Origin of the sequence: Streptomyces sp. NPDC007983, from assembly GCF_042958345.1 — a bacterium.
Taxonomy (GTDB): domain Bacteria; phylum Actinomycetota; class Actinomycetes; order Streptomycetales; family Streptomycetaceae; genus Streptomyces.
Genome location: NZ_JBIBJI010000042.1, coordinates 7,254 through 31,689, shown reverse-complemented (window position 1 = coordinate 31,689; position 24,436 = coordinate 7,254). Strand labels below are relative to the sequence as shown.

At 74.1% G+C, this 24,436-nt stretch carries 2 protein-coding genes; both read right to left on the bottom strand.

The window, feature by feature from the left end:
* Positions 1–7,211: SDR family NAD(P)-dependent oxidoreductase (locus ACFZCY_RS44825; RefSeq protein ID WP_391187497.1), on the bottom strand; the 7,211-nt coding region annotated here is incomplete at its 3' end.
* A gap of 74 nt (positions 7,212–7,285) precedes the next feature.
* Entirely contained in the window at positions 7,286–24,406 is a 17,121-nt protein-coding gene (locus tag ACFZCY_RS44820; protein WP_391187499.1) for an SDR family NAD(P)-dependent oxidoreductase, read from the bottom strand.
* Positions 24,407–24,436: the final 30 nt, after the last annotated feature.

Genomic DNA, 24,436 nt, shown 5'->3' with positions numbered 1-24,436 from the left:
ACCGGCTGGACCACGTCGACGCGCTCCAGCGACGGCGCGCCCTCGGCACCGCGCAGCACCTCCACCAGCGACCAGTCGGTGAACTCCGCGAGCGCGGCGGCGCATTCGTGGATGCGGGCGGCGAACACCGGGGAGGCGTCCATCAGCCCGACCGCCATGCCCGCCCACTGCGAGCCCTGTCCCGGGAACACGAACGCCGTCTTCTCGGCCGTGCCCGTGCCCTGGACCAGGTGGGGTGCCGCCTCGCCCCGGGCCAGCGCGGTCAGGGTGGCGGTGAAGTCGTCGCGGTCCGTGCCGACCAGCACGGCGCGCTGGTCCAGGGGTGCGCGGGTGGTGGCCAGGGAGTAGCCGATGTCGACGGGGTGCAGCGCCGGTTCGCCGTGAAGGCGGTCCAGCAGCCGCTGGGCCTGGGCGCGCAGCGCCGCCTCGCTCTTCGCCGACACCACCCACGGCACCGCGCCCGGCCGCTGCTCCCGCCGCGCGCCCGGCTCCTCGGCGGGCGCCTGCTCGATGATGGTGTGCGCGTTGGTGCCGCTGATGCCGAACGAGGACACGGCGGCGCGGCGCGGGCGGCCGGTGTCCGGCCACGTCTGCTGTTCGGTCAGCAGCGACACCGCGCCGGCCGACCAGTCCACGTGTGCGGACGGCTCGTCCACGTGCAGGGTCTTCGGCAGGACGCCGTGCTCGATGGCCTTGACCATCTTGATGATCCCGGCGACACCGGCGGCGGCCTGGGTGTGGCCGAAGTTGGACTTCACCGAGCCCAGCCACAGCGGCGTGCCCTCGGTGTGCTCCTGGCCGTAGGTGGCGAGCAGCGCCTGCGCCTCGATCGGGTCGCCCAGCGTGGTGCCGGTGCCGTGCGCCTCGACGACGTCGACCTCGGCGGCGGAGAGCCGCGCCCCGGCCAGGGCCTGGCGGATGACGCGCTGCTGGGACGGGCCGTTGGGGGCGGTCAGGCCGTTGCTCGCGCCGTCCTGGTTGATGGCGGAGCCGCGTACGACCGCGAGCACCGGGTGGCCGTTCTTGCGCGCGTCCGACAGCCGCTCCACGAGCAGCATGCCCACGCCCTCGCCCCAGGCCGTGCCGTCGGCGGCGTCGGCGAACGGCTTGCAGCGGCCGTCGCTCGCGAGGCCGCGCTGCTTGCTGAACGCCACGAAGGTGCCGGGGGTCGCCATGACGGTCACGCCTCCGGCGAGCGCCAGCGAGCATTCGCCGTTGCGCAGCGCCTGTACCGCCATATGCAGGGTGACCAGGGAGGAGGAACACGCCGTGTCGACGGTGACGGCCGGGCCCTCCAGGCCGAAGGTGTACGACACCCGGCCCGAGGCGACGCTGCCGGAGCTGGCGGTGCCCATATAGCCCTCGAGGCCGTCGGGCGCGCGGTGCAGCAGCGTGCCGTAGTCGTTGTACATCACGCCGGTGTAGACGCCGGTCCGGCTGCCGCGCACGGTCGCCGGGTCGATGCCCGCGCGCTCGAACGCCTCCCAGGTGGTCTCCAGCAGCAGCCGCTGCTGCGGGTCCATCGCGAGGGCTTCGCGCGGCGAGATCCCGAAGAAGACGGGGTCGAAGTGGTGGGCGTCGTGGAGGAAGCCGCCGTTGCGGGCGTAGCTGGTGCCCTGCTGGTCGGGGTCGTCGTCGTACAGCGCCTCGATGTCCCAGCCGCGGTCGGTGGGCATGTCGGTGATGGCGTCCGTGCCCTCGGTGACCAGCTTCCACAGGTCGTCGGGCGAGGCCACGCCACCGGGGAAACGGCAGCTCATCGCGACGATGGCGATGGGGTCGTCGTCGCCGTGGTGCGGGGTGGCGGTGGCCACGGGTGCCGCGGCGTCGGCCGCGTTGCCCCGGGCCTCGGTCTTGAGGTACGTGGCGAGGGCGGCGGGGGTCGGGTAGTCGAAGATCAGCGTGGCCGGGAGCCGGACGCCGGTGACCGCGGTGAGGCGGTTGCGCAGCTCGACGGCGGTGAGCGAGTCGAAGCCGACCTCGCTGAACGCGCGCTGCGGCTCCACCGCTTCGGGCCCCGCGTAGCCGAGTACGGCCGCCACCTGGGTACGGACCAGCGCGAGGACGATCGCCTCGGCCTCGGCGTCGGCCACCCCGGCCAGCTGCTGGGCGAGCGCGCCGTCCTGCCCGGCGGCGGCCGCTTGGGCGGCGCGGCGTGGGGGGACGCGGACCAGGCCGCGGAAGAGGGGCGGCAGCATGCCGACGCTTGCCTGGGTGCGGAGGGCCGCCATGTCGAGGGGCATGGGGACCAGCAGCGGTTCGTTCATGGGGTTCGCTGCGTCGAAGAGTTCGCGGCCCTGGTCGGCGGTGATGGGGGCGATGCCGCCGCGCTGGAGACGGGCGAGTTCCGCCTCGTCCAGGTCCCCGGCCATGCCCCCGGGCTCGGCCCACAGGCCCCAGGCGAGGGAGGTGGCGGGGAGGCCGTGCGCTGTGCGGTGCTGGGCGAGGGCGTCGAGGAAGGCGTTCGCCGCCGCGTAGTTGCCCTGTCCGGCGCCGCCGAAGACGCCTGCGGCCGAGCTGAACAGGATGAAGGCGGCCAGGCTTTGGTCCTGGGTCAGCTCGTGGAGGTTCCAGGCCGCGTCCGCCTTCGGGCGGAGGGTCTTGGCGAGCCGGTCGGGGGTGAGGGAGGCGATCACGCCGTCGTCCAGCACGCCTGCGGTGTGGACGATGGCGGTGAGGGGGTTGGCGGTGGGGATTGCTGCCAGGGTCTCGGCCAGGGCGGTACGGTCCGCTACGTCGCAGGCCGACCAGCGCACGTCCGCGCCCAGCTCGGTCAGTTCGGCGGACAGTTCTTGCGCGCCGGGGGCCTGGTCGCCGCGACGGCTGACCAGGAGGAGGTAGCGTACGCCGCGCTCCACCACCAGATGGCGGGCGAAGAGGCCGCCCAGGGTGCCGGACGCGCCGGTCAGCAGGACCGTGCCCTCCGGGTTCCACTCCGGTGCTTCGTCCTGCGTCGACGCGGTGGCGCGGGCCAGGCGGGGAGCCCTCAGCTCGCCGTCGCGTACCGCGATTTCCGGCTCGCCGGATGCCAGGGCGGCCGGCAGTGCGTCGCGTGATGCCGCGTGGGTGTCCATGTCCACGAGCAGGATGCGGTCCGGGTTCTCCGACTGGGCCGAGCGGACCAGGCCGCGGGCTGCGGCGTGGGCCAGGTCGGTGGCGGAGGTGAGGACCACCAGGCGGGTGTTCGCGAAGCGGTCGTCGGCCAGCCACGTTTGCAGCAGGGTGAGGGCTTGGGTTGTGGCGTTGCGTGCGCCTTCGGCGGGCGAGGAGCTTTCCCCCACCCCGCCCCTTCCCGCAGCATCGATATGCGGCTCCGCCGCGTGGTGAGGCTCCGCCCCAAGACCCCGGTCCTCAAGCGCCGGACGGGCTGGATGTGCCGCGCCGTCCTCAAGGGTCACCACCACGTACGCCGGAGTCTCCGTGCCCGCGTCCAGGGCGGCCGCCAGGCTCGCCAGGTCCGGGTGGGGGGTGTTGGGGCCTATCGTCGTCCAGTCGGACTGGGGAACCGGCTCGGGCGTGGGCGGGATCGGGGTCCAGTCCACCTGGAACAGGGCCTCGGACGCACCGCCCGAGCGCGGGGCGTTCAGCTGGTCCGGGGACACCGTCCGCAGCGCCAGGCGGTCCACCGAGGCCACCGGCGCGCCCGTTACGTCGGCGAGTTGGAGCGACACCGTGCCGTTTCCGGCCGACGACAGGCGGACCCGTACCGTGTCCGCTCCCACCGAGTGGACGCGGACGCCGGTCCAGGAGAAGGGCAGTCCGCCCTGGCCCGGGGTTTCGGTCAGGCCGCTGAGGCCGATGGTGTGCAGCACCGCGTCCAGCAGGGCCGGGTGGAGGCCGAAGAGGGCGGCACCCGGTTCCGTGCCCTCGGGGAGCGCGACCTCGGCGTACACCTCGCCATCGGCCCGCCAGGCGGACCGCAGGCCCTGGAAGGCCGGGCCGTAGGCGAATCCGGCCGCCTCCAGGCCCTCGTACAGCCCCTCGGTGTCGACGCGCTCCGCCCCGGCCGGCGGCCAGGCGCTCAGGTCGAACGGCGCGGTCGGCGCGCTCTGCGCGAGCAGGCCCGTGGCGTGGCGTACCCACGGCTCGTCGTCGGTGGCCGCGTCGGGGCGTGAGTGGAGTGCGAGGGTGCGGCGGCCGGTGTCGTCCTGGGCGCCCACGGCGATCTGGAGCCGGACCCCGCCCTGTTCGGGCAGGATCAGCGGGGCCTCCAGGGTGAGTTCGTCCACCAGGTCGCATCCGGCCTGCTCACCGGCGCGTACGGCCAGCTCGACGAACGCGGTGCCGGGCAGCAGCACCGTGCCCATGACGGCGTGGTCGGCCAGCCACGGGTGGGTGTCCAGCGCGAGACGGCCGGTGAACAGGAAGCCCTCCGCGTCGGCCAGCGAGACGGCCGCGCCGAGCAGCGGATGGTCGGCGGTGCCGAGGCCGACCGAGGAGACGTCGCCGTAGGCGGTGCCCGCGTCCAGCCAGTAGTGCTCGCGCTGGAAGGCGTACGTGGGCAGCTCGACGCGCTCCGCGCCCGTCCCCGCGTAGAACGCCTCCCAGTCGGGGGCGGTGCCCCGGGTGTGCAGGGTGGCCAGGGCGGTGGTCAGGGTCTCGGCCTCGGGGCGGCCCTTGCGGCAGACGGTGACGAACGCGGCGTCGTCGCCGGTCACACACTCCTGCGCCATGGCGGACAGCACACCGTCCGGGCCGAGTTCGACGTACGTGGTGACGCCCTGGGCCTCCAGGGTGCGGATGCCGTCGAGGAAGCGGACGGCCTCGCGTACGTGGCGCACCCAGAAGTCGGCGGTGGCGATCTCCGAGGCGGGGGCGATGCCGCCGGTGAGATGGGAGACGACCGGGATCTTCGGGGTCTCGTACGTCAGGCTCTCGGCGACCTTGCGGAACGCCTCCAGCATCGGATCCATGAGCGGCGAGTGGAAGGCGTGGCTCACGGTGAGCCGCTTGGTCTTGCGGCCCTGTGCCTCGAAGCCCGCCGCGATCTCGACAGCGGCGTCTTCGTCGCCCGCGATGACCACCGACGTCGGGCCATTCACAGCGGCGATGCTCACGCGGTCGGTCAGCAGCGGCGTCACCTCGTCCTCGGACGCCTGGACGGCGATCATCGCGCCGCCGCCCGGAAGCCGCTGCATCAACCGGCCGCGCGCGGCCACCAGCAGCGCCGCGTCGGGGAGCGACAGCACGCCCGCGACATGGGCGGCCGCGATCTCGCCGATGGAGTGGCCGGAGACGAAGTCCGGCTTCAGGCCCCACGATTCGACGAGGCGGAACAGGGCCACCTCGATGGCGAACAGCGCGGGCTGGGTGAAGCCGGTGCGGTCCAGCGCGGTGGCGTCTTCCCCGAACAGCACGTCCTTGAGGGGGCGTTCGAGCCGAGGGTCGAGCGCCGCGCACACCTCGTCCAGCGCGGCGGCGAAGGCCGGGTACGTGGCGTACAGCCCGCGACCCATGCCGAGCCGCTGGCTGCCCTGGCCGGTGAACAAGAACGCCAGCTTGCCCCGGGTCTCCGCGCCCTGGACCAGCCCGGTGGCGGGCTCGCCCGCCGCGAGCGCGGCGAGCCGGTCGAGGAACGTCTCGCGGTCCCCGGCGACCACGGCCGCGCGGTCCTGGAGGGCGGCGCGGGTGGTGGCGAGGGCGTAGCCGACGGACAGCGGGTCCAGGCCGGGGCGCTCGGTGACGTACGTGTGCAGCCGGGCGGCCTGGGCGCGCAGCGCGTCCTCGCCCTTGCCGGACAGCAGCCATGGGAGGAGGGGGAGGTCGCGGGGTGGGGTGGTGGCCTCGGGGACGGTCTCCGGGTCCTCGGCGGCCTCGTCGGCTTCGGGGGCCGGGGGCTGCTCGATGATCAGGTGGGCGTTGGTGCCGCTGATGCCGAACGACGACACGGCGGCGCGGCGCGGGCGGCCGGTCTCCGGCCACGGGCGGCCCTCGGTGAGCAGGGAGACGGCCCCCGCCGACCAGTCGATGTGCGGCGACGGCTCATCCACGTGCAGCGTCCGCGGCACGTAGCCGTGCTCGATGGCCTTGACCATCTTGATGATCCCGGCGACACCGGCGGCGGCCTGGGTGTGGCCGACGTTGGACTTGATGGAGCCGAGCAGCAGCGGCCGTTCGGCGGGCTTCTCCTTGCCGTACGTGGCGAGCAGCGCCTGCGCCTCGATGGGGTCGCCCAGCGTGGTGCCGGTGCCGTGCGCCTCGACGACGTCGATCTGGTCGGCCGTCAGCCGGGCGCTGGCCAGCGCCTGCCGGATGACGCGCTGCTGGGACGGGCCGTTGGGCGCGGTGAGGCCGTTGCTCGCGCCGTCCTGGTTGGTGGCCGAGCCGCGGACGACGGCCAGCACCCGGTGGCCGTTCTTCCGGGCGTCCGACAGCTTCTCCACCAGCAGCATGCCCGCGCCCTCGGACCAGCCGGTGCCGTCGGCGGCCGCCGCGAACGACTTGCAGCGGCCGTCGAACGACAGCCCGCGCTGGCGGCTGAACTCGGTGAACGTGCCGGGCGTCGACATCACGGTGACGCCACCGGCCAGGGCCAGCGAGCATTCGCCGTTGCGCAGCGCCTGCATGGCCAGATGCAGGGTCACCAGCGACGACGAGCACGCCGTGTCGACGGTGAGCGCCGGGCCCTCCAGGCCGAAGGTGTACGACACCCGGCCGGAGGCGATGCTGCTGGAGCCGCCGGTGCCGAGGTAGCCCTCGACACCGGGCGGTACGGCCCGCAGCCGCGAGGCGTAGTCGTGGTACATGACGCCCGCGAAGACGCCGGTCCTGCTGCCGCGTACGGAGGTGGCGTCGATGCCCGCGCGCTCGAACGCCTCCCAGGTGGTCTCCAGCAGCAGCCGCTGCTGCGGGTCCATGGCCAGGGCTTCGCGCGGGCTGATGCCGAAGAACGCCGGGTCGAAGTAGTTGGCGTCGTGGAGGAAACCGCCCTCCCGGACATAGCTTGTGCCCGCGCCGTCCGGGTCGTCGTCGAAGAGCCGCCCCATGTCCCAGCCACGGTCCGTGGGGAACTCGGAAATGCCGTCCCCGCCCTCGGACACCAGCCGCCACAGGTCCTCGGGCGACTCGACGCCGCCCGGGTAGCGGCAGCTCATCCCGACGATCGCGATGGGCTCCTGGTCCTCCGACTCCACCTCCTGGAGGCGTCGCCGGGTCTCATGCAGGTCGGCGGTGACCCGCTTGAGAAAGTAACGGAGCTTTTCCTCATTCATACGTGCGTTCCCTCTCGAGGAATCCGGAAGGTCGGGTCACTTCGCGTCGGCCACGGTCACTTCGGGAGATCCCTTCAGGAGATCCCGAATTCCTTGCCGATGAAGTCGAAGAGGTCGTCGTCCGTGGCGGACGCGATCTCGTCGGCGACGCCGGCGCCGTCTTCCGGTCCTCGGTCGTCATTCCATTGCGCGAGCAGGGCTTGGAGCCGCGCGGTGATCCTGCCCCGGTCCTCGTCGTCCGGGGCGGCCCCGGCCAGGGACTTTTCGAGCCCGTCGAGTTCGGCGAGCAGCGAGGTGACCCCCGTCGTCGCCTCGTCCGGCAGGATCTCGCCCCGCAGGTACTGGACCAGTGCGTTCGGTGTGGGGTAGTCGAAGACCAGCGTCGCCGGGAGCCGGACTCCGGTGGTCGCGTTCAGACGGTTGCGCAGCTCGACGGCGGTGAGCGAGTCGAAGCCGACCTCGCTGAACGAGCGGGCCGGGTCGACCGTCTCCGGGCCGGGGTAGCCGAGTACGGCCGCCACCTGGGCGCACACCAGCTCCAGCACGGCCTCGTCCCGCTCGGGCTCGGACAGCCCGGTCAGGCGGGCCCGCAGCTCGTCGGCCCCACCGGCTGCCCCGGCGGCCCCGTCGGCTCCCGCCGCCCGGCGGGCGGGGGCCGCCCGTACCAGGCCGCGGAACAGCGGCGGCAGCATGCCCACGCCCGCCTGGGCGCGGAGGGCCGCCATGTCGAGGGGCATGGGGACCAGCAGCGGTTCGTTCACGGGGCTCGCGGCGTCGAACAGCTCCAGGCCGCTGTCGGCCGTGAGCACGCCGATACCGCCGCGGCGGATGCGGGCGATCTCCGTCTCGTCCAGCTCGCCGCCCATGCCGCCGGCCACCGACCACAGGCCCCAGGCGAGGGAGGTGGCGGGGAGGCCGTGCGCTGTGCGGTGCTGGGCGAGGGCGTCGAGGAAGGCGTTCGCCGCCGCGTAGTTGCCCTGTCCGGCGCCGCCGAAGACGCCTGCCGCTGAGCTGAACAGGATGAAGGCGGCCAGGCTTTGGTCCTGGGTCAGCTCGTGGAGGTTCCAGGCCGCGTCCGCCTTCGGGCGGAGGGTCTTGGCGAGCCGGTCGGGAGTGAGGGAGGCGATCACGCCGTCGTCCAGCACGCCCGCGGTGTGGACGACGGCGGTGAGGGGGTTGGCGGTGGGGATTGCTGCCAGGGTCTCGGCCAGGGCGGTACGGTCCGCTACGTCGCAGGCCGACCAGCGCACGTTGGCGCCCAGCTGCTGCAGTTCAGCGGTCAGTTCTTGCGCACCGGGGGCCTGGTCGCCGCGACGGCTGACCAGGAGGAGGTAGCGTACGCCGCGCTCCGCCACCAGATGGCGGGCGAAGAGGCCGCCCAGGGTGCCGGACGCGCCGGTCAGCAGGACCGTGCCCTCCGGGTTCCACTCCGGTGCTTCGTCCTGCGTCGACGCGGTGGCGCGGGCCAGGCGGGGGGCCCTCAGCTCGCCGTTGCGTACGGCCACGTGTGGCTCGTCCGTCGCGACGGCCGTCGCCAGTGTCTTCGGCGAGGTGTGGTGGTCGTCGGTCTCGACCAGGACCAGACGGTCCGGGTTCTCCGACTGGGCGGAGCGGATCAGGCCGCGGGCTGCGGCGTGGGCCAGGTCGGTGGCGGAGGTGAGGACGACCAGGCGGGTGTTCGCGAAGCGGTCGTCGGCCAGCCACGTTTGCAGCAGGGTGAGGGCTTGGGTTGTGGCGTTGCGTGCGCCTTCGGCGGGCGAGGAGCTTTCCCCCACCCCGCCGCTTCCCGCAGCATCGATATGCGGCTCCGCCGCGTGGTGGGGCTCCGCCCCAAGACCCCGGTCCTCAAGCGCCGGACGGGCTGGATGTGCCGCACCGTCCTCAAGCGACACCACCACGTACGCCGGAGCCTCCGCGCCCGCGTCCAGGGCGGCCGCCAGCGCGGCCGGGTCCCGGTACGTGGGGAGGCCCAGCGCATCCGTGCCCAGTGCCGCCCAGGCGCCCGGGGTCGGGTCGGTGGGGGCTGCCGGGATCGGGGTCCAGTCCAGGCGGAACAGGGCGTCGGACGCGCCGCCCGGGCGGGCGGCGGCCAGCTGGTCCGGGGACACCGTACGCAGCGCCAGGCCCTCGACCGACGCCACCGGGGCGCCCGTCGCGTCCGCCAGCTGGAGCGACACCGTGCCCGTGGTCGTGCCCGCGAGCCGTACGCGGAGCGTGGAGGCGCCGACGGCGTGCAGGGACACGCCCGTCCAGGAGAACGGCAGTCGGCCCCGGCCGCCGCCCTCCTCGGCGGCGGCCAGCCCGAGGGCGTGCAGCGCCGCGTCCAGCAGTGCCGGGTGCAGGCCGAAGGTCTTGGCGTCGGCCTCGGCGCCCTCCGGGAGCCGGACCTCGGCGAACACCTCGTCCTCGCGCCGCCAGGCCGCTTCCAGGCCCTGGAAGACCGGGCCGTAGTCGAAGCCCGAGCCGGACAGGCCCTCGTACAGGCCCTCGACCGGGATCTGCTCGGCGTCCACCGGCGGCCAGGCGGCCAGGTCGAACGACGACGCCCTGTCCTCCGCCACCAGCGCGCCCGTCGCGTGCCGCAGCCACGGCTCGTCGGCCGGTGCGCCCTCGGCGCGGGAGTGCATCGTCAGGGCGCGGCGGCCGGTGGCGTCGGGGGCCGCGAGCGACAGGCGGAGCTGGACGGCTCCCCGCTCGGGCACGATCAGCGGCGCCTCCAGGGTGAGTTCGTCCAGCCGGCCGCAACCCGCGTGTTCCCCGGCGCGCAGCGCCAGCTCCACGAAGGCCGTGCCGGGCAGCAGCACCGTGCCCATCACGGCGTGGTCGGCCAGCCACGGCTGGGCCTGGAGGGACAGCCGTCCGGTGAAGGCGAAGCCGTCCGCGTCGGGCAGCTCCACGGCCGCGCCGAGCAGCGGATGGCCCGCGGCGTGCAGACCGATCGCGGTGGCGTCGCCGCCCGTGGGTCCGGCGTCCAGCCAGAACCGGCGGCGCTGGAACGCGTACGTCGGGAGCTCCACCCGGTGCGCGCCGTACGGGGCGTACAGCGCCTCGAAGTCCACGGCGGCGCCCCGGGCATGGGCCTGGCCGAGCGCGGTGAGCAGCGTCCCGGGCTCCGGGCGGCCACCGCGCAGGGTGGCGGCGAAGGCGTGGCCGTCGCCGGAGACGCAGTCCTGCGCCATGGCGGTGAGCACACCCTCCGGGCCCAGCTCCACGTACGTGGTGACGCCCTGGGCCTCCAACGTACGCACGCCGTCGAGGAAGCGGACCGCCTCGCGGACGTGGCGCACCCAGAAGTCGGGCGTCGTAATGTCGTCGGCGGACACCACTGTGCCGGTGAGGTTGGAGATGATCGGGATACGCGGAGCCTCGTACGTCAGCTCCTCCGCGACCTGGCGGAACGCGTCCAGCATCCCGTCCATGTGCGGCGAGTGGAACGCGTGGCTGACGGTGAGCCGCTTGGTCTTGCGGCCCTGCGCCTCGAACGACTCCGCAACCTCGGCAGCGGCGTCCTCGTCGCCCGCGACCACGACCGAGGTCGGACCGTTGACGGCCGCGAGGCTCACCCGCTTGCTCAGCAACGGCGTCACCTCGTCCTCGGACGCCTGGACGGCGATCATCGCGCCACCGGCGGGCAGTCGCTGCATCAGACGGCCACGGGCGGCGACCAGCTTCGCCGCGTCGGCGAGCGACAGCACACCCGCCACATGCGCGGCGGCCAGCTCACCGATCGAGTGACCGGACAGGAAGTCCGCACGCAGACCCCAGGCTTCGACCAGCCGGAACAGCGCCACCTCGACCGCGAACAGCGCGGGCTGGGTATAGGCGGTCTGGTCGAGCACCGAGGCGTCGTCCCCGAACAGGACCGTCTTCAGGGGCCGTTCGAGATGAGCGTCCAGCGCGTCGCACACCGCGTCCAGCGCCTCCGCGAACACCGGGTACGTGCCGTACAGCTCACGGCCCATCCCGAGCCGCTGGCTGCCCTGGCCGGTGAACAGGAACGCCACCTTGCCCTCGGCCACCGCGTCCGCCACCAGCCCGGGCGCGGTGCGGCCCTCGGCGAGGGCGTCCAGAGCGGCCAGGAATCCGTCGCGGTCCCGGGCGATGAGCGCCGCCCGGTGGTCGAAGGAGGCGCGGCCGGTGGCCAGGGAGTAGCCGAGGTCCGCGAGGGCGGCCTCGGGGTGGTCCGCCACATGGGTACGGAGCCGGGCGCCCTGGGCGCGCAGCGCCTCCGGGGACTTGGCGGAGAGCACCCACGGCAGCACCGCCGCCGGGTCATCCGCCGGGTCACCCTCGGGCTCCGGCTCGGGGGCCTGCTCGATGATGGCGTGGGCGTTGGTGCCGCTCATGCCGAAGGAGGAGATGCCCGCGCGGCGCGGGCGTCCGGTCTCCGGCCACTCCCTCGCCTCGGCCAGCAGCGACACGGCACCCGCCGACCAGTCCACGTGCGGCGACGGCTCGTCGATGTGCAGGGACCGCGGAAGCACACCGTGCCGCATCGCCAGCACCATCTTGATGATGCCGGCGACACCCGCCGCGGCCTGCGTGTGGCCGAAGTTGGACTTGATGGAGCCCAGCCACAGCGGCTGGTCCTCGGACCGCTCACGGCCGTACGTGGCGAGCAGCGCCTGCGCCTCGATCGGGTCGCCCAGCGTGGTCCCCGTACCGTGCGCCTCGACCGCGTCCACCTCGGCGGCGGACAGCCCGGCGTTCGCCAGCGCCTGGCGGATGACGCGCTGCTGCGACGGGCCGTTCGGCGCCGTCAGACCATTGCTCGCACCGTCCTGGTTCACCGCGGTGCCGCGCACCACGGCCAGCACCTGGTGGCCGTTCTTCCGGGCGTCCGACAGCCTCTCCACGAGCACCATGCCGACGCCCTCGCCCCAGGCCGTGCCGTCGGCCGCCGCCGCGAACGGCTTGCAGCGGCCGTCCGTGGCCAGACCGCGCTGGCGGCTGAACTCGGTGAACACGGCGGGCGTGGTGATGATGGTGACACCGCCCGCCAGCGCCAGGGTGCATTCGCCGTTGCGCAGCGCCTGCGCCGCCAGGTGCAGCGCGACCAGCGACGACGAGCACGCCGTGTCGACCGTGACGGCCGGGCCCTCGAAGCCGAAGGTGTACGAGACGCGGCCGGAGGCGATGCTGCTGGAGCCGCCGGTGCCGAGGTAGCCCTCGACGCCCTCGGGGACGGTGTGCAGCCGCGACACGTAGTCGTTGTGCATCTGGCCGACGAAGACGCCGACCTCCTTGCCGCGCAGCGTGCCCGGGTCGATGCCCGCCCGCTCGAACGACTCCCACGAGGTCTCCAGCAGCAGCCGCTGCTGCGGGTCCATGGCCAGGGCCTCGCGCGGATTGATGCCGAAGAACTCCGGGTCGAAGTGGTGGGCGTCGTACGTGAACCCGCCCTCGCGGGCGTACGAGGTGCCGGGCCGGTCCGGGTCCGGGTCGTAGAACGCCTCGATGTCCCAGCCCCGGTCGTCGGGCAGCCGGGAGATGCCGTCGCGGCCCTCGGCCAGCAGCTCCCACAGGTCCTCGGGGGTGCGGACGTCGCCGGGGAAGCGGCAGCTCATGGCGACGATGGCAATCGGGTCGTCCTCGTCGGCGGCGGCCCCCGCACCGGCCCGGGTCTGTGCCGTGACGGCCGCGGCCGCCTCGGAGCCGAGGAGTTCGTCGCGCAGGTACGCGGCGAGCGCGGTGGGCGTCGGGTAGTCGAAGACGAGCGTGGCGGGCAGCCGCAGCCCGGCGGCGCCGCCGAGGCGGTTGCGGAACTCCACGGCGGTCAGCGAGTCGAAGCCGAGGTCACGGAAGGCCCGGGCCGCGTCCACCGCGTCCGGCGAGTCGTGGCCGAGCACCACGGCCACCTGGGCGCGTACCAGGTCGAGCAGCATCTGGTCGCGCTCGGCCGGGTCCAGCCGGACCAGCCGCTCCACCAGCGACGAACCGTCGCTCGCGGCGCCGGACTCGGCGGTGGGGCGGGTCGTTCCGCCGCGCACGAGGCCGCGCAGCAGCGGCGGCACCATGGAGACGGGCGCGCCCGTGAGCGGCGCCAGGTCGAGCTGCATGGGCACCAGGAACGCGTCGCCCACCTGCTGGGCGGCGTCGAACAGGGCCAGGCCCTCGTCCGAGGACAGGCCCAGTACGCCCGAGCGGCTCATGCGGGACTTGTCGGTGGCCTCCAGTTCGCCGGTCATGCCGCTGGCCTCGGCCCACAGGCCCCACGCCAGCGAGGTGGCGGGCAGGCCCTGGGCCTGGCGGTGGCGGGCGAGGGCGTCGAGGAAGGAGTTGGCCGCCGCGTAGTTGGCCTGGCCCGGGCCGCCGAACGTACCGGCCGCCGAGGAGAACAGCACGAACGCGGCCAGGTCCAGGTCCCGGGTCAGCTCGTGCAGGTTGACCGCCGCGTCCACCTTGGGCCGCAGCACCTTCTCCAGCCGCTCGGCCGTCAGCGAGCCGATCACCCCGTCGTCCAGCACACCGGCCGTGTGCACCACGGCGGTCAGCGGGTGCTCACGGGGGATATCGGCCAGGACGGCGGCGAGCTGGTCCCGGTCGGCCGCGTCGCAGGCGGCGATGGTGACCTCGGCGCCCAACTCGCGTAGCTCGGCGGCGAGTTCGGTAGCTCCTGCGGCCTGTTCGCCGCGCCGGCTGGTCAGCAGCAGGTGCCGGGCGCCGCGCTCGGTCACCGCGTGCCGGGCGACCAGGCCGCCCAGGGTGCCGGTGCCGCCGGTGATCAGCACCGTGCCGTCCGGGTTCCACGCGGCGGGCACCGTGAGGACGACCTTGCCGATGTGGCGGGCCTGGCTGAGGTAGCGGAACGCGTCCGGGGCCTGCCGCAGATCCCATGCGGTGATCGGCAGCGCCCGCAGCGCACCCTGCTCGAACAGCTCCAGCAGTTCGCACAGCATCGCCTGGATGCGGTCCAGGCCCGCCTCGGTCAGGTCGAACGCCTGGTAGGAGACGCCCGGGTAGGCGGCCGCGACGTCCTCGGGGGCACGGACGTCCGTCTTGCCCATCTCGACGAACCGGCCGCCGCGCGGCAGCAGCCGCAGCGACGCGTCCACGAACTCCCGGGCCAGCGAGTCCAGTACGACATCCACGCCACGTCCGCCGCTGGCCTCGCGGAACGTCTCCTCGAAGGCCAGGTCACGGGAGGACGCGATGCGGTCGTCGGCCAGGCCGAGGCCGCGCAGGGTGTCCCACTTGCCGGGGCCGGCGGTGGCGTACACGTCCACACCCCAGTGGCGGGCCAGCTGCACGGCGGCCATGCCGACACCACCGGCGGCGGCGTGGACGAGCAGCGACTCCCCGCCCCTCAGGTCCGCCAGGTCGCGCAGCGCGTAGTACGCCGTCATGAAGACGATCGGCACCGACGCGGCCTGCGCGTACGACCAGCCCCGGGGCATCGGCGCGACCATGCGGCGGTCCACGACCACCAGCGGCCCGAACCCGCCGGGCAGCATGCCCATCACCGGGTCGCCGGGCGCCAGATCGGTGACACCGGGGCCGGTTTCGAGGACGACACCGGCGCCCTCACTGCCCATCAGGCCCGCGTCGCCCGGGTACATGCCCAGCGCGTTCAGCACATCGCGGAAGTTCACACCGGCGGCCCGCACCGCGACCCGCACCTGACCGGCCTCCAGCGGCGCGGCGGCCTCCGGGCTCGGCAGCAGCGTCAGGTTCTCCAGCGTGCCCTTGTCCTCGATGTCCAGCCGCCACGCCTGCTCACCGGCCGGCGGCACCATGGGCCCGTCGGCGGCGATGCGCGCCAGCCGGGGCGCGTGGACGGCGCCACGGCGCAGCACGAACTGCGGCTCGCCGGAGGCCAGCGCGGCGCCCAGCGCCTCGTACGACGCGTCGGTGCCGTCGAGGTCCACCAGCACCAGCCGGTCGGGGTTCTCCGACTGCGCCGAGCGCACCAGACCCCACACCGGGGTGTGCGCCAGGTCGTGCGTCCCCGCGTCACCGGCGGTGGCCACCGCGCCCCGGGTCACCAGCACCAGCTGCGAGGCGGCGAACCGCTCGTCGGCCAGCCACTCCCGTACGAGGGCCAGCGCCTCCTGGGTGGCGGTGTGCACCGCACCCGTCACATCGCCGTCCGCGCCACGCGGGTCGAGGTACACGAGGACGAACTCCGGCGCCGCCCCGGCTGCGCCCAGCGCGGCCAGATCGGCGTGGACCGTCGCACCGGACGTCAGCGCATCGGGCGCGCCACTGCCGAGCACCGCCCACTGTGCGGTGCCTTCTGCGGCCACGGGCACGGTGGCCCAGTCCAGCCGGTACAGCGACTCGTGGTACGCGGCGGGGCGGGCGCCCGCGAGCTGCCCGGCCGCGACCGGACGCAGCGCCAGCTGCTCCACGGACGCCACCGGGGCACCGGTGGCGTCCGCCAGCTCCAGCGACACCGCGTCCGCCCCAGCCGGGGTCAGCCGCACCCGGAGCGCACCGGCGCCCACCGCGTGCAGCGACACCCCGCCCCAGGAGAACGGCAGCCTGCCCTGCTCATCTCCGTCGGGACGCGCGAACGTGCTGTGCAGCGCGGCGTCCAGCAGCGCCGGGTGCAGCCCGAACGCCTTGGCGTCGGCCTCGGCGCCCTCGGGCAGCCGGACCTCGGCGAACACCTCGTCGCCGCGCAGCCAGGCCGCCTCAAGGCCCTGGAAGACCGGCCCGTACGCGAAACCGCCCTGCGCCAGGTGCTCGTAGAGTCCGTCGACGTCGGCGGGCTCGGCGCCCGGCGGCGGCCACGCCGTCAGGTCGAACGACGGCTGCGGGGCGCCCGCCACCAGCACACCACTGGCGTGCCGGATCCACGGCGCCTCGGCGGGCGCGTCCTGGGCGCGCGAGTACAGCTCCAGCGTGCGGTGCCCGGCCGCCTGCGGGGCCCCGACCATGATCTGCAGCTGCACCGCGCCACGCTCGGGGAGCACCAGCGGCGCCTCGATGGTCAGCTCGTCCAGCCGGTCGCAGCCCACCTGGTCACCGGCGCGGATGGCCAGCTCCACGAAGGCGGTGCCGGGCAGCAGGACCGTGCCCATCACGGCGTGGTCGGCCAGCCAGGGGTGGCTGTCGAGGGAGAGCCTGCCGGTGAGCAGGAAGCCGTCGGAGTCGGCCAGCGGCACGGCGGCGCCCAGGAGCGGATGGTCGGCCCGGCCCAGGCCCGCCGACTCCACGTCGCCCACGAAGCCCGCCGGGGACGTCAGCCAGAAGCGGCGGTGCTGGAAGGCGTACGTGGGCAGGTCGACGCGGGACGCACCGGTCCCGTCGAAGTACGCCGCCCAGTCCGGCGTCACGCCACGGACGTGCAGCCGGGCGAGGGCGGCGGTGACGGTCTCGGCCTCGGGCCGAGCCTTGCGGCAGGTGGATGCGAACGCGGCGTCGTCACCGGTCACGCACTCCTGTGCCATGGCGGTGAGCACACCGTCGGGGCCGAGTTCGAGGTAGGTGGTGACGCCCTGCGCTTCGAGGGTACGGATGCCGTCGAGGAAGCGGACCGCTTCGCGGACGTGGCGGACCCAGAAGTCGGGGGTGGTGATGTCCTCGACGGAGACGATGTCCCCGGTGAGGTTGGAGACGATCGGGATGCGGGGAGCCGCGTACGACAGGCCCTGCGCGACCTCCCGGAACGCGTCCAGCATCCCGTCCATACGGGGCGAGTGGAAGGCGTGGCTGACCGTGAGCCGCTTGGTCTTACGACCCTGCGCCTCGAAACCGGCGGCGATCGCCAGAGCCGCGTCCTCATCGCCCGCGATGACGACCGATGTCGGACCGTTGAGGGCGGCGATCGAGACACGCTCGGTGAGGAGAGGCGTCACCTCGTCCTCGGCGGCCTGGATGGCGATCATCGCGCCACCGGCGGGGAGTTCCTGCATCAACCGCCCACGCGCGGCCACCAGCTTCGCCGCATCCGCGAGCGGGAGCACACCCGCCACATGGGCAGCGGCCAGCTCACCGATGGAATGCCCGGAGAGGAAGTCCGGCCGCAGACCCCACGCCTCGACCAGCCGGAACAGCGCCACCTCGACCGCGAACAGCGCGGGCTGGGTGTAACCGGTCCGGTCGAGCAACGAGGCGTCAGCCCCGAACAGGACCGTCTTCAGGGGCGTTTCGAGGTGCGGGTCCAGCACGTCGCACACAGCGTCCAGCGCCTCGGCGAACACCGGGTACGCCTCGTACAGCTCGCGGCCCATACCGAGCCGCTGGCTGCCCTGGCCCGTGAACAGGAACGCCACCTTGCCGTCCGCCACCGAGCCTTCGACCAGCGCCGCGGCGGACTCGCCGCGCGCCAGCGCCTCCAGGCCCGCGACCAGCGTGGTCCGGTCCTCGCCGACCACCACCGCACGGTGATCCAGCGCGGCACGCGTGGTCGCGAGCGAGTAGCCGAGGTCGGTCAGCGGCAGCTCGGGCCGCTCCTCCAGGTGGGCGAGCAGCCGTACGGCCTGGGCGCGCAGCGCGTCGGCGGACTTGCCGGACAGGGCCCACGGCAGCACGCCGGGCTGCCGGTTCCCCGGCTTGGTCTCCTCGACGACGGCCGGCGCCTGCTCGATGATGGCGTGGGCGTTCGTACCGCTGACGCCGAAGGACGAGATGCCCGCGCGGCGCGGGTGGCCGGTCTCCGGCCACTCCCTCGCCTCGGCGAGCAGCGAGACGGCGCCCGCCTCCCAGTCGACGTGCGGCGAGGGCTCGTCGATGTGCAGGGACTGCGGAAGCACACCGTGCCGCATCGCCAGCACCATCTTGATGATGCCCGCGACACCGGCGGCGGCCTGCGTGTGGCCGATGTTCGACTTGATGGAGCCCAGGTACAGCGGCTGGTCGGCGGTCTTCTCCTTGCCGTACGTGGCCAGCAGCGCCTGCGCCTCGATCGGGTCGCCGAGCGTGGTCCCCGTACCGTGCGCCTCGACCGCGTCGACCTCGGCGGCGGAGAGGCCCGCACCGGCCAGGGCCTGGCGGATGACGCGCTGCTGCGACGGGCCGTTGGGTGCCGTCAGACCGTTGCTCGCACCGTCCTGGTTGACCGCGGTGCCGCGCACGACGGCCAGCACCTGGTGGCCGTTCTTGCGGGCGTCCGACAGCCGCTCCACGAGCAGCATGCCGACGCCCTCGGCCCAGCCGGTGCCGTCCGCTTCCGCAGAGAACGACTTGCAGCGGCCGCTGGCGGACAGGCCGCCCTGCCGGCTGAAGTCGATGAAGGTGTCCGGGGTGGACATGACGGTGACGCCGCCCGCGAGCGCCATGGTGCACTCGCCGCTGCGCAGCGCCTGCGCCGCCAGGTGCAGCGCCACCAGGGACGACGAGCAGGCGGTGTCGATGGTGACGGCCGGGCCTTCGAGGCCGAAGGTGTACGCGACGCGGCCCGAGGCGACACTGCCCGCCGTGCCGGTGCCGAGGTAGCCCTCAAGACCCTCGGGCAGTGCGGTCAGCCGGGAGAGGTAGTCGTGGTACATGACGCCGGTGAAGACGCCGGTCCGGCTGCCGCGCACGGCCGCCGGGTCGATGCCCGCGCGCTCGAACGCCTCCCAGGAGGACTCCAGCAGCAGCCGCTGGTGCGGGTCCATGGCGAGGGCTTCACGCGGGTTGATGCCGAAGAAGTCCGGGTCGAACTCGCCCGCGTCGTAAAGGAATCCGCCCTCGATGGTGGCGCTGGTGCCCGTCTGCCCCTGGTCGTCGCCGAGCAGCCCGTCCAGCTGCCAGCCACGGTCGGTGGGGAAGCCGGAGATGGCGTCGGTGGCGCCCATGACGAGCTGCCACAGCTCCTCGGGGCTGGTGACGCCGCCCGGGTAGCGGCAGCTCATGCCGACGATGGCGATCGGCTCGTCGTCGGCGACGGCGACGGCCGTCGCCGGGGCGGCGGCGCCCTCGTCGGCCTGGTCGCCGAGGATTTCGGTGCGCAGGAAGCCGGCGAGCGCGGTGGGCGTGGGGTAGTCGAAGACGAGGGTGGCCGGGAGCCGTACGCCCGTCACGGCGCCGAGGCGGTTGCGCAGCTCTACGGCGGTGAGCGAGTCGAAGCCCAGCTCCTTGAAGGCCCGGCCCGCGCCGACCGCCTCCGGACCCGCGTAGCCGAGGACGGCGGCGACCTGGCCGCAGACGACCTCCAGCAGCAGCCGGTCGCGTTCGGGGACGGACAGCCCGAGGAGCCGTTCCGCGAGCCCGCCACCGTCCGCGGCGCCCGACTCGGCGGTGCGGCGGGCCGTTCCGCCGCGCACCAGACCGCGCAGCAGCGCGGGAACCATGGTGGCGTCGGCGTGGCGCAGCGGCGCCAGGTCCAGGTGCATGGGGACGAGCGCGGGGTCGCCGACGGCGAGCGCGGTGTCCAGCAGGGCCAGGCCCTCGTCGGAGGAGAGGGCGGCGACTCCGGCGCGGGTGATGCGCTGGATGTCGGTGTCGTCCAGGTCGCCGGTCATGCCGCTGCGCTCGGCCCACAGGCCCCAGGCGAGGGCGGTCGCGGGGAGCCCCTGGGCGCGGCGCCGCTGGGCGAGGGCGTCGAGGAAGGCGTTGGCGGCCGCGTAGTTGGCCTGTCCGGGGCCGCCGAGCGTTCCGGCGGCGGCGGAGAACAGGACGAACGCGGACAGGTCCAGATCGCGGGTCAGCTCGTGCAGGTTCACCGCCGCGTCCACCTTGGGGGGCAGGACGCGGTCGATGCGCTCGGCGGTGAGCGAGCCGATGACCCCGTCGTCGAGGACGCCCGCCGTGTGCACGACGGCGGTCAGCGGGTGGGCGGCCGGGACGGCGGCCAGCACCTCGGCCAGCGCGGCGCGGTCGGCCACGTCGCAGGCGGCGAGGGTGACCTCGGCGCCGGAGGCGCGCAGTTCGGCGACGAGGTCGGCGGCGCCGTGCGCGTCGGCGCCGCGCCTGCTGAGCAGCAGCAGGTGGCGTACTCCGTGCTCGGCGACCAGGTGGCGGGCGACGAGGCCGCCCAGGGTGCCGGTGGCGCCGGTGACCAGGGCGGTGCCCTCGGGGTCGAGGGCGGGGGCGGTGTGGGAGGCGTCGGAGGCGACCTTCGCCAGGCGCGGTACGACGACGGACCCGGCGCGGACCGCGAGTTGCGACTCGCCGGTGGCCAGGGCCGCGGCGAGGGCGCGGTACGAGGCGTCGCCCCCGTCGATGTCGACGAGGGTGAAGCGGTCGGGGTTCTCGGACTGCGCGGAGCGCAGCAGGCCCCACAGCGGGGCGTGCGCCAGGTCCTCGGTGTCGGCGTCGGCGGCGGTGGCGACGGCGCCCCGGGTGGCGATCACCAGCCGGGAGCCCTCGAAGCGGTCGTCGGCGAGCCAGTCTTGGACCAGTTCCAGCGCGCGGTGCAGGGCGTCGCGCACGGCGGCCTGCGTCGAAAGCCCGTCGGCCTGCGCGAAGAACGGCGCGACGACGGCCTGCGGCACGGGGGCGCCCCCGGTCACGGCCTCGCCGAGCGCGGTCAGGTCGGCGTAACCGGCAGCGGTGGGCAGCGCGGCGGCGAGTTCCGGGCTGTCGTCGCCCAGCAGCGCCCACTGCCCGGCCACGACGGTGGTGTTGGAGGGGACCGGCGCGGGGGTCCACTCGACGCGGAACAGCGCGTCGTAGAAGGCGCCGCGCGCGGAAGTCACCTGCTCGGGCGAGACCGGGCGCAGCAGCAGCGCGTCGACGGAGGCGACGGGCGCGCCGCTCTCGTCGGTCACCAGGACGGCCACGGTGTCCTGGCCCGCGGGCGAGAGCCGTACGCGCAGCGCGGAGGCGCCGACGGCGTGCAGCCGGACGCCGCTCCAGGAGAACGGGAGGCGGCCGTGTTCGGTGTCCTCCAGCAGGGAGCCGATGCCGACGGCGTGCAGGGCCGCGTCCAGCAGCGCCGGGTGCAGCCCGAACAGGTCGGCCTCGGCGCGGGCGCTGTCGGGGAGGCGTACCTCGGCGTACACGTGGTCGCCGTGCTGCCAGGCGGCCTTGAGGCCCTGGAACACCGGGCCGTAGGCGAATCCGCTTGTCGTGAGCCAGTCGTACAGCCCGTCGACGGGGACCTCGGTGGCGCCGGCCGGGGGCCAGGTGGTGAGGGTGTCGTCGGGGGTGGTGGCGCCGGTGGCGAGCACACCGGTGGCGTGGCGGGTCCACTCGCCCTCGCCCCAGGTGCCGTCGGCGGCCTCTTCGAGCCGCGAGTGCAGGGTCAGGGAGCGGCGGCTGGTGTCGTCCGGCGCGCCGACGGACACCTGGATCTGCACCCCGCCCTGCGGGGGCAGGACGAGCGGCGCTTCGAGGGTCAGCTCCTCCAGGATGTCGGCGCCGACGTGGTCACCGGCGCGGATGGCCAGTTCGACGAAGGCCGTGCCGGGCAGCAGCACGGTGTCCATGACGGCGTGGTCGGCGAGCCACGGGTGGGTCTGGAGGGAGAGCCTGCCGGTGAACAGGAATCCGGCGGCGTCGGCGAGCGACACGGCGGCGCCGAGCAGCGGGTGGTCGGCGGAGCCGAGCCCGGCGGCGGTGACGTCACCGGTCCAGGGCCCGGCGGGCTCGGGCCAGTACAGCTCGCGCTGGAAGGCGTACGTGGGCAGCTCGACGCGGCGGGCGCCGGAGCCCGCGAACACGGCGGCCCAGTCGACGGCCACGCCGTGCACATGGGCGCGGGCGAGCGCGTCGGTCAGGGCGGTGGCCTCGGGGCGGTCGCCGCGCAGGACGGGCACGAAGGCGGCGCCGTCGGCGGTGACGCAGTCCTGCGCCATGGCGGTGAGCACCCCGTCGGGGCCCAGCTCGACGAAGGTGGCGACGCCGTACTCCTCGAGCCCGCGGATGCCGTCGGTGAAGCGGACGGCCTGCCGGACGTGCCGGACCCAGTAGTCGGGCGAGCAGATCTCGTCGGCGGAGACGGACGCGCCGGTGAGGTTGGAGATGACGGGGATGACCGGCGGCGCGTAGGTGACGCTCCGCGCGACCTCGCGGAACGCCTCCAGCATGCCGTCCATGTGCGGCGAGTGGAACGCGTGGCTGACGGTGAGCCGCTTGGTCTTACGGCCCTGCGCCTCGAACGACGCGGCTATTTCCGCAGCCGCGTCCTCGTCACCGGCGATGACGACCGAGGTGGGCCCGTTGAGCGCGGCGATGCTCACCTGGTCCGTCAGCAGCGGCGTCACCTCGTCCTCGGACGCCTGGACGGCGATCATCGCGCCGCCGCCCGGAAGCTCCTGCATCAACCGGCCGCGCGCGGCGACCAACCGGCAGGCGTCGGCGAGCGACAGCACGCCCGCCACATGGGCGGCGGCCAGCTCGCCGATGGAGTGCCCGACGAGAAAGTCGGGCTTCACGCCCCACGTTTCCAGCAGCCGGAACAGCGCCACTTCGAGGGCGAACAGGGCGGTCTGGGTGTATGCCGTCTGGTCCAGCACGGAGGCGTCGTCACCGAACATGATGTCGCGCAGCGGCCGTTCGAGGTGGGCGTCGAGTTCGGCGCACACCTCGTCCAGGGCCTGTGCGAAGGCCGGTACGGCCGCGTACAGCTCACGCCCCATGCCGGTGCGCTGGCTGCCCTGGCCGGTGAACAGGAACGCGACCTTGCCCTCGCTGACCTCGCCCCGGATGAGCCCGCTCGCCGGGCCGTCCTCGGCGAGCGCGGCCAGCCCGCGCAGCAGGTCCTCCCGGCCGCCGTCGCCCGCGATGACCACGGCCCGGTGGTCCAGCGCGGCGCGGGTGGTGGCCAGGGAGTGGGCGAGGTCGACCAGGCCGAGGCCCGGGTCGTCCTGTACGTGGGCGGCGAGCCGCGCGGCCTGGGCGCGCAGCGCCGGTGCGCTCTGCCCGGACACCAGCAGCGGCAGCCGCCCGCCGAGCCCGGACCACTCGCCCGTGGCCGTCTCCGGCCGGCGGTCCTCGGCGGGCGCCTGCTCGATGACGGTGTGGGCGTTCGTACCGCTGACGCCGAACGAGGAGATGCCCGCGCGGCGCGGCTGCCCGGTCTCCGGCCACGGCGTGTTCTCGGTGAGCAGCGACACCGCGCCCGCCGACCAGTCGACGTCGCCGGAGGGCGCGTCGACGTGCAGCGTCCTGGGCAGCACGCCGTGCTCGATGGCCTTGACCATCTTGATGATTCCGGCGACACCGGCCGCGGCCTGGGTGTGCCCGAAGTTGGACTTGACGGAGCCGAGCCACAGCGGGCGGCCCTCGGCGCGGTTCTGCCCGTATGTGGCGAGCAGGGCCTGCGCCTCGATGGGGTCGCCGAGAGACGTCCCCGTACCGTGCGCCTCGACGGCGTCGACCTGGGCCGGGGTGAGGCGGCCGTCGGTGAGCGCCTGGCGGATGACGCGCTGCTGGGACGGGCCGTTGGGCGCCGTGAGCCCGTTGCTCGCACCGTCCTGGTTGATGGCGGAGCCGCGCACGAGGGCGAGCACCTGGTGGCCGTGTCGACGGGCGTCCGACAGCCGCTCGACGAGCAGCATGCCGACGCCCTCGCCCCAGCCGGTGCCGTCCGCGCCGTCCGCGAACGCCTTGCAGCGGCCGTCGGGCGCGAGGCCCCGCTGACGGCTGAAGTTGATGAACGCGCGCGGGCTGTTCATGACCGTGACACCACCGGTCAGCGCCATCGAGCATTCGCCGTTGCGCAGCGCCTGCACGGCCAGGTGCAGCGCCACCAGCGACGCGGAGCACGCCGTGTCGACGGTGAGCGCCGGGCCCTCCAGGCCGAAGGTGTAGGAGATGCGGCCGGAGATGACGCTCGCCGCGTTGCCGGTCAGCAGGTACTGCTCGACGCCCTGCGGCAGCCGGTGCATCAGCTCCGGGTAGTCCTGGCCGTTGGTGCCGATGAAGACACCGGCCTTGCTGCCGCGCAGCGTGGCCGGGTCGATCCCGGCCCGCTCGAACGCCTCCCAGGAGGTTTCCAGCAGCAGCCGCTGCTGCGGGTCCATGCCGAGGGTTTCGCGCGGGCTGATCCCGAAGAACCCGGCGTCGAACTCGCCCGCGCCCTCCAGGAATCCGCCCTTGTCGGTGTAGCTGGTGCCCTGCTGGTCGGGGTCGGCGTCGAAGAGCGACGAGACGTCCCAGCCGCGGTCCGTGGGGAAGTCCGTGATGGCGTCGCCGCCACCGGCCACGAGCTGCCACAGCTCCTCCGGAGACGTGACGCCCCCGGGGAACCGGCAGCTCATGCCGACGATCGCGATCGGCTCAGGCTCCTGCGACTCGACCTCGCGAAGACGCTGCCGCGTCTGATGCAGATCGGCAGTTACCCGCTTGAGGTAGTCGAGGATCTTGTCCTGATCCGCCATTGGAGTCTCACCCATGCTTCTCGTCACAAA